Source organism: Parapedobacter koreensis (assembly GCF_900109365.1).
In the GTDB taxonomy this organism is placed as follows: Bacteria; Bacteroidota; Bacteroidia; order Sphingobacteriales; family Sphingobacteriaceae; genus Parapedobacter; species Parapedobacter koreensis.
On record NZ_FNZR01000002.1, the window covers coordinates 586922 to 599021 of the forward strand.

Consider the following 12100-nt stretch of genomic DNA (forward strand, 5'->3'; position numbering starts at 1 on the left):
ATAAATTATAGTAATTCTTTTTTCACCCCACAATTCTCAACTTCGCAAATTTAAGCAACAATTGCTTCTGCCCCAATTCTTTGAAAAAAATAGTTGCTTTTACATCATTTTTATTTCCCTCCAGGTTGATGACCTTGCCGAAGCCAAAGCGTTCGTGTTCTACTTCCATGCCTACTTGCAGGCCGCTGGTATCCGAGGGTGCAAATCCCGGGCTCGGTGTGTGGGCCTTGGGCAATATAGCCGTAGTTTTTGGTGCTACCTTTGGCTTCGGTTTAGTAAACATATCCCGTTGTCCCCATGCTTGGCGCTCGTCGGCAAAGGAAGCGGTGCTCTCAGGCGTTGTCCTGGCTTTGAAGTCCAGTTCGAGGTACGCCGGATTCAACTCATCCAGAAAGCGGCTTGGTTCGCAATTGTTCAAGGTACCCCAGCGGTATCGCGACGTAGCATAGCTCAATGTCAGTTTCTTTTCAGCACGGGTCACCGCCACGTAAAACAGCCTGCGTTCTTCTTCCAGTTCGCTGCGCGAATTAAGCGACAATTGCGATGGAAAAAGATTTTCTTCCAAGCCCACGATAAATACATGGGGAAACTCCAACCCCTTGGAGGAGTGGATGGTCATCAACGACACGGTATCCGCATTGGGATTTTTATCATTATCGTCATTCGTGAGCAATGCAATGTCCTGCATGAAGACATCAAGCCCTTTTTCCTCGATATCTTCCCGCTCACTGAACTCCTTGATGCCGTTGAGCAATTCCTGGATGTTCTCATACCGGCTAAGGCCTTCCACAGACTTATCTTGATACAGATCCTTTAATAATCCTGAGTGCTGGGCAATGTGCATAGCGGCATCGAAAGCAGAATGGCCTTTGGCGACCACCTGAAATCCTTGTATCATGGTTGCAAAGATACCCACCGCCCCCGCACTACGGCCATCCAGGTAGGTTGCGGCGTTGCTGATGACGTCCCAAAGCGTCAGTTGGTGTTTATCTGCTGCAATGAGGATACGATCCACCGTGGTGTCCCCTATACCCCTGCGAGGATAATTGATAACTCTTTTGATGGCTTCTTCATCATTCGGGTTGAATGTCAACCTGAAATAGGCAATCAAATCCTTAATCTCCTTACGTTGGTAAAAAGACGTACCTCCGTAGATTTTATATGGGATACTGATTTTACGAAGGGCTTCCTCCATAGCCCGTGATTGCGCATTGGTGCGGTAGAGGATGGCGAAATCGCGGTAGTTCCATCCTTTCAGCGATCGCTCCTGCGCGATAGCTTCAGCCACTATCTTGCCCTCTTCATTATCGCTGAATGCCCGGCATACCTTGATTTTTTCGCCCGTCTCATTTTCAGAGAATACACTTTTCTTCAGTTGGTTTTGATTATTGGCGATGATGCTGTTAGCAGCATTGACGATATTCTGTGTCGAGCGGTAGTTCTGCTCCAGCTTGAAAACCTTCAAGTCGGAGTAGTCTTTCTCGAAATTGAGGATATTCTGGATGTTTGCTCCACGAAAGGCATAGATGCTCTGTGCATCATCACCTACCACACATATGTTTTCGTTGATGGCTGCGAGTTTTCGTACGATTAGGTACTGCGAAAAGTTGGTATCCTGATACTCATCTACCATAAGGTATTTAAACTTATGTTGGTACCGGTGCAGCACTTCCGGAAATTCGCGGAAAAGCACATTGGTTTTGAACAATAAATCGTCGAAGTCCATTGCGCCGGCCTTGTAACAGCGTTGCGTGAAGGTGAGGTAAATTTGCCCCAGCTGTCCTCGGCCATTGGAGTAATCCTCTGCCTGTACCTGATCATTATTAAGGTATTCCTGTGCAGATATCAAGTTGTTTTTCGCCGATGAAATCCGGTTGTATACAAAGCCTGCGTTGTACAACTTATCATCCAGTTGCATTTCTTTGAGAATGCTACGGATGAGGCTTTTACTGTCATCAGTATCGTAGATGGTAAAATTCCGCGGATAGCCAATATGTTCGGCTTCCACCCGCAGTATTTTGGCAAATACGGAGTGGAAGGTGCCCATCCAGATATTCTTTGCTTCATTACCCACCACCTTCATGATGCGCTCACGCATCTCCTTGGCCGCCTTATTGGTAAATGTCAGCACCAAGATATTGAAGGGGTCTACGCCACGGCGTACCAAATGAGCTACCCGGTAAGTAATTACCCGCGTTTTGCCAGACCCTGCTCCGGCCACTATCATTACGGGCCCCTCGGTTTGTTCTACCGCGGCCCGCTGTGAAGGGTTCAAACCTGCTAAATAGTCCAAAATCCTGTTCCTCTTATGTCTTTTCCGATTGCGGTGTAAAGGTACAAAATTACCGGCAGAGCCGGAAACGGACTGCCGACAACTGAAAAACCGATGGCTTAGAAAGGCGAATCGTCATTCATGTCGTTCATGCGCGATTGCCGGATAATGCTTCCCGGTTGGTCGAATGAAGAAGACGGTGCCATACCAGACGAAAACGAACCTGCATCAGGGAATCCCGTTTCCCCACTAAAGGCGAAGTCGTCCTCCAGATCTGCAAATTTGACATACTTGCCAATGAACCGCAATTGTACCGTCCCGGTCTCCCCATTTCGGTGTTTGGCGATGATGACTTCCCCCACCCCGGCTGTTGGGCGTCCGGCCTCATCTTCCGTGAGGCCATAGTATTCCGGCCGGTAGAGGAAGAGTACCATATCGGCATCCTGCTCGATGGAACCGGATTCACGCAGGTCGGAAAGCATAGGCCGTTTGCTGCCTCCCGGACGGCTTTCCACGGCACGGCTCAGCTGTGACAGGGCAATAACCGGAATATTCAATTCCTTTGCCACCGATTTCAGGGAGCGTGAAATGCTGCCGATTTCCTGCTCGCGGTTGCCTCCCTTACCATCATTCTTGCCATGCATCAGCTGAAGGTAATCCACGATCACCATCTGTATATCATATTGCGCTTTCAGCCTGCGGCATTTGGCCCTGAACTCAAAGATATTAAGCGCTGGTGTATCATCGATAAGCAACGGTGCCTGCGTAAGCCGCCCGATACGCGAATGCATTTGGGTCCACTCGTGATCAGCCAAATTGCCTTTCCGGAGTTTTTCCTGTTCGATTTCGGTTTCTCCGGCGATAAGACGATTTACCAACTGTACGGAAGACATTTCCAGCGAGAATACCGCCACAGGCTTACCGTGATCCACCGCCGCATTACGTGCGCAGCTCAAAACAAAGGCTGTCTTACCCATGGCTGGGCGGGCCGCCACAATCACCAAGTCTGAGGGCTGCCATCCGGAGGTCATCCGATCCAGCTCGGTGAAGCCGGAGGGAACGCCGGTAAGGCCATCTGTACGATCCCGCAGCATTTCTAATGCTTCCACTGCTTCCCGCATGATATCGTCCATCTTACGGGTATCCCGCCTCAAGTTGTTCTGCGCAATATCGAACAAGCTTTTCTCCGCATGGTCCAACAGATCGAAGATATCCGTGGTATCCTCATACGCATTGTTGATAATCTCCGTAGATACTTTAATGAGCTCACGTTGAATATACTTCTGGGAAACAATGCGGGCGTGGTATTCAATGTTGGCGGCAGAAACCACACGGTCAGTAAGCTGTGTGATGTAATAAGCCCCTCCTACCAATTCCAGGGCCGCCATTTTCCGGAGCTCAGCAGTGACGGTAAGCAAGTCTATCGGAGACGTTTTTTGGAAGAGGTTATAGATCGCTTCGAATATCTTTTGGTGCGCCTCTACGTAGAAAGTTTCCGGTTTGAGAATATCGATCACCTCACTAAGTGCATTTTTCTCCAGCATCAGTGCACCCAGCACCGCCTCCTCCAGATCGACGGCCTGGGGAGGCAATTTCCCAAGTCCACTTACAAGGTTATTCAAGCGCGTACGCCGTTCAGCAAACGTGCCCCGTGAAGAATTGCCGGCTTGGTTGAAGGCATATTCATTCTCATTCGTCATATAATTATATCTCTTTAAGTGGTAGAATTGATGCGCGGTCTATCACCGGTTGCTGCTCCGAAAATCAACAAAACAAATGTATGGATTTTTGGTTCGTACGCTTATATAAGTTCTGAACAGCCACTTCACAAATCCTTTTTGCCAACACGTTTCACCTTGAAACAAGCGCAATTAGCCCCGCATGTTATCAACACGCTATGTTTAAAAAATGTCAGAAACCTCAAAAATCTATTGATTTACAAAACATTACAAGCATGTTAACAACTTTCCAAACTGTGAATTAACGCAAACATACAGATAAAAACCGGAATTATTTGTCCTGAAAATGCATTCCGCACTGTACCACTTGATTATCAATCTTTAGCACAAAAATCCTTAACAATTACTTAACAAAGTCGGGTACGGGAAGTCAGGAGCAGCAGGGATGCGTTATAAATATAAATAGCCTATCAATAATCATAAATCGTAAATCATAAATCCTATCTTTGCGTATCATGACAACATCCGAGACAGTAAAACCCTATAAAGACAGTAACGACGACAAAAAGCAGCAGGTGGCAGACATGTTCAACAACATCTCTGGCACTTACGATTTCCTCAACCATTTCTTGTCATTCGGCATCGATGTCATCTGGCGAAAAAAGGCGATACGCGCATTAAAAACCATCCAACCGCAACAGCTGTTGGATGTGGCCACCGGCACGGGCGATTTTGCGTTGGAAGCGCTAAAAACACTGAAGCCGGCTAATGTTATCGGCGTCGATATTTCTCAAGGTATGTTGGATATTGCTAAGGACAAGATCATCAAAAAAGGCCTTGAAAATCAATTTAAGGTATTATTGGGCGATTCGGAAAACCTCCCTTTTGCCGATAATACATTCGACGCGGTGACCGTAGCTTTTGGCGTACGGAATTTCGAACACCTGGAAAAAGGGCTGGCGGATATTTGCCGTGTACTCCAGCCAGGAGGGAAAGCCGTGGTGCTCGAATTTTCAAAACCAAAATCATTTCCCGTTAAGCAGCTTTATAACTTTTATTCCCGTCGGGTGTTGCCGCTTATTGGCATGGCGTTTTCCAAAGATAGCCGGGCATACACGTATCTTCCCGAATCCGTTGCACAATTTCCGGATGGGAAAGATTTTACTGACATCCTGCGCCAAGTAGGATTCAGCCAAACGGAATGCCGCCCCCAAACATTCGGCATTTGCACCATTTACATCGGCACAAAATGAAGCCGATGCCGGTGATATGGCCTGCTTGCGTAATGGTGCTATTTGTACTCTTATCCCTCCCATCCCTTGGCCAGCAACGTTTCCAACGGTGGGGTGGCGGTGTAGACGACGAGACCATCCATTTCGGCTTTAGCTTCCATTATATCAGTGCGAATTATAAAATCGGATTAAAAGAAAATTGGCAATCTCCCTATACAGACGCTCAGGGTACCATCGATGGGTTTATGGCAGATTCGCTATATAAGGTATATTCTCCCGCTCAAACAGGTATTGGGCTGGGTCTGCTAGCCGACTTAAAACTCACTGAAAATGCAAATCTTAGGTTTACGCCTACCTTGGTTTTTTCCAACAAAGCAGTGAACTATGCCTATACACCCTATCCGATAAGCTCCCACAACAGGGAGCTTACCTCCATCGTACGGGCATCATACATTGATTTACCCCTTTTGATTAAATTCAAGTCCGATCGCAAAGGAAACTACCGGGGTTACCTGATTGGTGGGGGCAAATACGCCATCAATGTTGTATCGAGCAAACGTTATGATGACGCCGGATCAGCACCGATTGAAAAATTACTGAAAACGAAGCCCGGGTATTTTTCTTACGAAGCAGGCATCGGGTTTGATTTCTATTTCGATTTTTTCAAGATGTCCCCTGAGTTGAAATGGGTGCAGAGTATCGGCAACCTGCTTGATGCACGGGAACCGAATATGTACAACCACCCCATACAGCGGCTCATGTTAAGAAATTTCCAGGTAAGTTTAATTTTTGAATAAGCAGAAACATCTAATGTCTAACATCACATCCATGTCCAACAAAATTGTATTCATCACCGGAGCAAGCGCAGGTATCGGTGAGGCTTGCGCGGAAGTATTTGCCAGAGCAGGGTATAACCTGTTGCTCGCTGCCCGCCGTATCAACCGTTTGGAAGAACTGGCTGCCCGTTTGGAAGAAGCATATGGTATCGATACCCACTTGCTTGCACTTGATGTCCGTAATGCCGAAGATGTATTTTCTTCATTTAGTAACCTTCCCGGATCATGGCAGCAGATTGACGTATTGGTCAACAACGCTGGATTAAGCCAAGGGCTTGATCCCATCCATGAAGGGGATGTTGGCGATTGGGATCGCATGATTGATACCAACATCAAAGGGCTGCTTTACGTCACCCGGGCGGTAGCGCCTATCATGGCTGCGCGGCAGCAGGGACATATCATCAATATTGGTTCCATTGCCGGTAAGGAGGTATATCCCAATGGTAATGTATATTGTGCCACCAAACATGCCGTGGATGCCCTTACAAAAGGGATGCGTATCGATTTGCTCCATCAACACATCAAGGTGACGGCCATACATCCAGGCATGGTGGAAACCGAGTTTTCAGAGGTGCGCTTCAAGGGCGATAAACAACGCGCCGCAGCTGTATACCAAAACCTGGAACCACTGATAGCGGCAGACATCGCAGAAGCCGTATGGTTTGTTGCCTCCAGGCCCAAACATGTCAATATCAACGATATGCTTATCATGCCTACCATCCAGGCCAGCGCTACATTAGTAGTAAGAGAAAATAGTTAGCCAAGTTTCACACGATAATTTGCATGATAATGAAACGAATACGTACCAAGCTTTGTATCTTTATGACTACTGTTATTTCTTCCACATTAGCTGCTGCACCCCGCATCAATTTTGAAATCTCCTTCAGGGAACCACAAGCTCACTATGTTGAAGTCAAAATGGAAATTTCTGATCTCCGCAAAGACTATATCGATGTGAAAATGCCCGTATGGACACCCGGTTCTTATTTAGTACGGGAATATTCAAAAAATGTCGAGAGCATGGAGGCTTGTAATGAGGAGGGTACGGAGTTGCCAATCACGAAAATCAATAAGAACACTTGGCGTATTGCATCAAATAAAAACGGATACGTAGTCGTCAATTACCGGGTATATGGCTTCGAAGTATCGGTACGTACCAATTTTATCGATGATGTCCATGCGTTTTTGTCCCCTGCCGCCACTTTCCTATACGTGGATGGTATGCTTAATCATCCCGCGCATGTAACGGTCATCCCCCATGCTTCGTGGAGCACGGTTTCCACTGGACTCGAACCTGTAGCGGGGAGTCCCGGTACATATTATGCCGCAGATTTTGACATGTTGTTTGACTCACCCATCGAAGTGGGCAATCAAGACGTATTCACCTTTGAAGCAGCGGGTGTACACCATGAGATTGCGATGGTTGGTGGTGGAAACTACGATCGCGAACGATTGAAAAAAGACGGCACCACCATTGTCGAAGAAGCGACAAGCATATTTGGCGTAAATCCCAACAAACGTTACGTGTTTATTGTGCACAACTACCAATCCGGCGGCGGCGGGCTGGAGCACCTCAATTCTACAGTATTGGGGGCCAGTCGAAACGGCTATCAAAACGAACGATCCTATGTGGGTTTTTTGGGACTCATGGCACACGAATACTTCCACCTGTGGCATGTTAAAAGGCTTCGCCCTATTGAACTCGGCCCGTTTAATTACGATGCGGAAAACTACACCACCGCACTCTGGATCATGGAAGGCTTTACTGCCTATTTCGACAACCTATTGCTCAGGCGTTGTGGCTTTTTGAACGAAAGCAACTACCTACAGGCATTGGCAAATGATGTCAATACCGTAGAAAACCGCGCGGGCAACCAGCTTCAACCGGTTTCATCAGCCAGCTTTGACGCCTGGATTAAGTATTACCGTCCCGATGAAAATTCAGCGAACACCAGCGTTTCTTATTACAATAAAGGCGCATTGCTTGCCATGATGCTTGATTTGAAGATCCTCGCCGCTACGCAGGGACAGAAGCGCCTGGATGACGTATTGAAAATTGCCTATGATGAATTTTACGTCAAGAAAAAACGTGGTTTTGAAGAGCATGAGTTCCAAGCATTGATTGAACAGGTTGCCGGTGTATCCGTTGATGAGCTATTCCATGCCGCCTACACCGTGGAGCCGTTGGATTACAATCGTTACCTCAACGCTGTCGGATATGAGTTGGTCGATTATAATAAAGGCCGGGAATTGCCGGATTTAGGCATCACCACATCGGTAAGTGATGGCCGTACTACCGTCAGCGGTGTCAGCCGTGGCACGGGAGCTTGGGATGGGGGCATCAACGTGCGGGATGAAATCATCGCCATTAATGGTGAGCGCCTGGATGCCAATGGCCGGGAATTAAACCGCCTTATCCAAACAGTGGCTGTGGGCGATACGCTTGATGTGCTGATCGCCAGGGATGGAAAAATACGCACGCTTAACGTCGTCCTCAGCAAAGACAAGAAAGGTGCATTCAGCATTGTTCCATTGCAAAACGCCACACCGGAACAAGTAAGTTTGGGGAAAATCTGGCTTTCTTTGCCGTGAGCGATGGTGGTGGCTAAAACACAAATCGTATCGATAAGCCGATACCATCAAACCGTACGCCCGTTTCAGGAGTCAATTCCATGGTGGGCTTCCAATCCAACGACAGGTTAACGGGGGCGGTAGGGATTTTATAGTCGAGGCCTATGGCACCGTCAAAACTCCAGGCCACCCCGCTTTCATCCGTGTCTTTGTAACGGTAGGTGCCCAGCCCGCCGCCAAAGCCATAATACCACCGTAGCCCTGCTACATCGAATAGATTTAGCGGTTGGTGAATCTCGAATAGGCCGAGCAGTTTGAAAATGGTAAAACTGCGATTGCCCTGAAAATTCACAATGCCGTCTATCGCATGGCTATCATTCAAAAAGTGTTTGTATGTAATGCCGTTTGCCACCCCAAATCGACCACCGATCGCACGCATGTAGGTAACATCTCCTTCCTGTGCCAAAGCCCGTTGGCAAGTGATCACACTGATGGCTATGACGATAAATAAGGCTATCCATTTTCTTTCCATGCCGCTATCCAAACAAAACAAATGCCAACATTGCTGCCTTCCAGCACCGCATCAGCTATTTATTCATGGCACTATTTAGCCAAATTATTGTTAACTTTAGATGCGCTATTGCCGAAAGCTGCATATGCAACAGACAGTATAAACCAACAGTAAGAATTTATGGTAGTTCCAACTCGCATTTTTGATATTTTGACGCACTATGAAACCCACTATGCCAAGCCAATAATGGTTGCCGGAAAGGCACATGGCAGGTGGACAAACTATGCTACGAACGAATTTCTAACCATCGTAAACGATTTGAGTAAGGGACTGCTATCCAAAGGGATTGGCAAAGGAGATAAGATTGCATTGATGTCATCCAACCGCCCCGAATGGAACTTCTGCGATTTCGCTATCAGCCAGCTGGGTGCTGCCACGGTACCCTTGTATCCTACACTGTCTGATCAAGATCTTTCTTTCATCATTAGTGATGCAGCGGTAAAATTGATTTTGCTGAGCAATGCGGATCTCCATAAAAAGATAACGGGTGCGTTGCAGGCCAATAACCTAACTATTCCCATCTATACCTTTGATCCCGTAGACGGTGTGCCTTCTTGGCAGCGTTTGGTCGAAGAAGGCAAACAACATGATGTGGATCTCTCCACTTACCGCAATGCTGTAGATGGGGAAGATCTACTCACGCTCCTCTATACATCGGGCACTACGGGCAAGCCTAAGGGTGTTCATCTTTCTCATAAAAACGTGCTGACCAATGTTTACGACTGCTATCACCTGCTTCCGGATTACTTTAAGAAAGCACTTAGTTTTTTGCCTCTCTGCCACATTTTCGAGCGCATGGTGGTCTATTTATACTTTGCCAAAGGGGTGGAAATCCATTATGCAGAAAGTTTAGATACGATTGTTGCTGACATCAGTGATGTCAAGCCCGATGGATTCACCACCGTACCGCGCGTGTTAGAAAAAGTATATGATAGTATTGTATCCAAAGGCAAGGCCCTCAACGGATTGAAAAAGCAGCTGTTTTTTTGGGCCCTCCAATTGGGGCTTACCAATAAAGAACCCGGCCGCAACAGTACCTGGTTCAATCTGAAGCTGGGCATCGCACGTAAACTCGTTTTTAGCAAATGGCAGGCCGCACTTGGTGGCAACATCAAACTTATCGTCTCGGGAGGAGCGGCCCTTCAACCCCGCTTGGCGCGCGTATTTTGGGCTGCTGGAATGCCGGTACTTGAAGGGTATGGCCTCACGGAAACGTCGCCTGTCATTGCCGTAAACAGCTTGGAAAAAGACGGCGTTCGGTTCGGGACGGTAGGCAAAGTGCTCAAGCATGTGGATGTAAAAATTGCTTCCGATGGTGAAATATTGTGTAAAGGACCCAGTATTTTTACTGGCTATTATAAAAATGACGAAGCAACTGCCGAGGCCATAGACCGTGATGGCTATTTCCACACGGGCGATATCGGCGAGCTGGACGCCGATGGATTTTTACGAATCACCGATCGCAAAAAGGAAATGTTTAAAACCGCCGGGGGAAAATACGTAGCCCCACAGGCACTGGAAAACAAATACATGGAATCGACATTCATTGCCCAAGTGATGGTCATCGGCGAAAACCGCAAATTTCCCGCCGCACTCATTGTGCCTGCTTTCGATGTGTTGAAAAATTGGTGTGCCATCAAAGGCATCACATTTAACTCACGCGAAGAAATCATCAAAAAACCCGAAGTCATCGACAAGTACCAGCGGGAAATTGACCGGCTCAATCAGGGCTTTGGTCAATGGGAAAAAGTAAAGAAATTTATATTGCTCGCAGAAGAATGGACAATCCATGCAGGAGAACTCACCCCAAAACTTAGTTTGAAACGGAAAGTAATCGCACAACGACACGAAAAAGCAATAGCTGGGATATACCAGGAATAAACATGGTTTTCGCTCATTTGAACATCATTGGCACAGTTTTGTTGTCAGTTGGACTATCAAGATATCAGGGATGAAACTATTAAAAAAATCATTTTACAAGGAGATTTTTGGCTTGCTTGGTGATGCGTTTTCTGAATTTTCCAAAGACAGTGCGATGAAGATGAGTGCTTCCCTTGCCTATTACACCATCTTTTCGATAGCGCCACTGCTGCTCATCGTCATTTGGCTGGTCGGATTTTTTTACGGTGAAATTTTAGCCGGAGAACAAGATGCACAAACCGAGGTCTTTGAAGAATTTGCCAATATATTCGGCACAGAGACGGCCGCCCAAATCCAGCAGATTATCCAGAATATCAGCCTATCCAATAAATCAGGGATTGGTATTGCCATTGGGGTAGGCACATTGATAGCAGGCTCAACCACTATTTTTATAGAAATACAAGATTCGCTCAACCGGATATGGGGGATTCGCCCCAAACCTAAAAAAGGCTGGTTAAAAATGTTGCTCAATCGGGCCATCTCTTTTTCCATGGTCCTCGGGCTTGGTTTTCTGCTCATCGTGTCATTAATCGCAAACGGTATTATTGTGGCCCTCAGCTCACAGATTACCCAATATCTTCCGGACATTTCGGTATATGTGATGGAGTGGGTCAATATCGGTCTTACCTTTCTGGTCATTACCACGCTGTTTGCTTTTATTTTCCGGTTTCTACCGGATGCGCGCATGCGTTTCAAGGACGTAGTGGGGGGTGCGCTCTTTACCGCTGCATTATTTATGCTCGGCCGATACCTCATCGGCCTCTATATGCAATACAGCGCACCGGCTTCTGCCTATGGGGCTGCCGGCGCAATCATCATCCTATTACTTTGGATATATTACTCCGCGGCCATCCTATATTTCGGTGCTGAATTCACGAAAGTATATGCGCTCCGGTATGGTAAGGGCGTATGGCCGTCGTCCTATGCCGTGAAGGTCGTCTGGAAAGAAAAGGAGGTGGAGGACGAACCGATAGCATTCCAGAGCGATCACAGCAAACCGAAAGGCTGATTTAACCCCT

At 47.1% G+C, this 12100-nt stretch carries 9 protein-coding genes; 6 read left to right on the forward strand and 3 right to left on the reverse strand.

Features of this window, described 5'->3' with window-relative positions:
- Positions 1–22: 22 nt before the first annotated feature.
- Together BMW65_RS06775 and dnaB are read right to left on the reverse strand one after the other, a co-directional pair.
- The gene (locus tag BMW65_RS06775; RefSeq protein WP_090603865.1) at positions 23–2293 is read right to left on the reverse strand and encodes an ATP-dependent helicase; all 2271 of its coding nucleotides are present in this window, start codon (positions 2291–2293) and stop codon (positions 23–25) included.
- Positions 2294–2391: 98 nt separating this feature from the next.
- Positions 2392–3972, reverse strand: a complete 1581-nt coding sequence (gene dnaB / locus BMW65_RS06780; protein ID WP_090603867.1) for a replicative DNA helicase — start codon at positions 3970–3972, stop codon at positions 2392–2394.
- Positions 3973–4466: 494 nt separating this feature from the next.
- On the opposite strand from dnaB, the gene ubiE reads away from it, so the two are divergent.
- The 4 genes from ubiE to BMW65_RS06800 are packed head-to-tail and all read left to right on the forward strand — an operon-like array spanning position 4467 to position 8611.
- On the forward strand, positions 4467–5204 hold the full coding sequence (gene ubiE / locus BMW65_RS06785) for a bifunctional demethylmenaquinone methyltransferase/2-methoxy-6-polyprenyl-1,4-benzoquinol methylase UbiE (protein WP_090603869.1): 738 nt from the start codon (positions 4467–4469) through the stop codon (positions 5202–5204).
- Positions 5205–5236: 32 nt separating this feature from the next.
- On the forward strand, positions 5237–5980 hold the full coding sequence (porT, locus tag BMW65_RS06790) for a type IX secretion/gliding motility protein PorT/SprT (protein ID WP_177181026.1): 744 nt from the start codon (positions 5237–5239) through the stop codon (positions 5978–5980).
- A 31-nt stretch (positions 5981–6011) separates the two neighbouring features.
- A complete protein-coding gene (locus BMW65_RS06795) occupies positions 6012–6779 on the forward strand; it encodes an SDR family oxidoreductase (RefSeq protein WP_090604299.1) in 768 nt (255 codons plus the stop codon).
- Between the two features lie 29 nt (positions 6780–6808).
- Positions 6809–8611: a M61 family metallopeptidase gene (locus BMW65_RS06800; protein ID WP_090603873.1), complete on the forward strand. Its 1803-nt coding sequence runs from the start codon at positions 6809–6811 to the stop codon at positions 8609–8611.
- A 13-nt stretch (positions 8612–8624) separates the two neighbouring features.
- Here the strand turns inward: BMW65_RS06800 and BMW65_RS06805 are convergent, their stop codons facing one another.
- Positions 8625–9122, reverse strand: coding sequence for a hypothetical protein (locus tag BMW65_RS06805; RefSeq protein WP_090603874.1), 498 nt, complete (start codon positions 9120–9122; stop codon positions 8625–8627).
- Positions 9123–9281: 159 nt separating this feature from the next.
- Between BMW65_RS06805 and BMW65_RS06810 the strand changes: the two genes are divergently transcribed.
- Positions 9282–11042, forward strand: a complete 1761-nt coding sequence (locus BMW65_RS06810; protein ID WP_090603876.1) for an AMP-dependent synthetase/ligase — start codon at positions 9282–9284, stop codon at positions 11040–11042.
- A gap of 70 nt (positions 11043–11112) precedes the next feature.
- Positions 11113–12090, forward strand: a complete 978-nt coding sequence (locus BMW65_RS06815) for a YihY/virulence factor BrkB family protein (RefSeq protein ID WP_090603878.1) — start codon at positions 11113–11115, stop codon at positions 12088–12090.
- Positions 12091–12100 lie beyond the last annotated feature (10 nt).

What these genes read in the sequence shown, in the direction of transcription:
- BMW65_RS06810 (WP_090603876.1), top strand. Translation starts at nt 9,282, where the DNA reads ATGGTAGTTCCAACTCGCATTTTTGATATTTTGACGCACTATGAAACC.
- BMW65_RS06800 (WP_090603873.1), top strand. Translation starts at nt 6,809, where the DNA reads ATGAAACGAATACGTACCAAGCTTTGTATCTTTATGACTACTGTTATT.
- porT (WP_177181026.1), top strand. Translation starts at nt 5,237, where the DNA reads ATGGTGCTATTTGTACTCTTATCCCTCCCATCCCTTGGCCAGCAACGT.
- BMW65_RS06795 (WP_090604299.1), top strand. Translation starts at nt 6,012, where the DNA reads ATGTCCAACAAAATTGTATTCATCACCGGAGCAAGCGCAGGTATCGGT.
- BMW65_RS06805 (WP_090603874.1), bottom strand. Translation starts at nt 9,122, where the DNA reads ATGGAAAGAAAATGGATAGCCTTATTTATCGTCATAGCCATCAGTGTG.
- ubiE (WP_090603869.1), top strand. Translation starts at nt 4,467, where the DNA reads ATGACAACATCCGAGACAGTAAAACCCTATAAAGACAGTAACGACGAC.
- BMW65_RS06815 (WP_090603878.1), top strand. Translation starts at nt 11,113, where the DNA reads ATGAAACTATTAAAAAAATCATTTTACAAGGAGATTTTTGGCTTGCTT.
- dnaB (WP_090603867.1), bottom strand. Translation starts at nt 3,972, where the DNA reads ATGACGAATGAGAATGAATATGCCTTCAACCAAGCCGGCAATTCTTCA.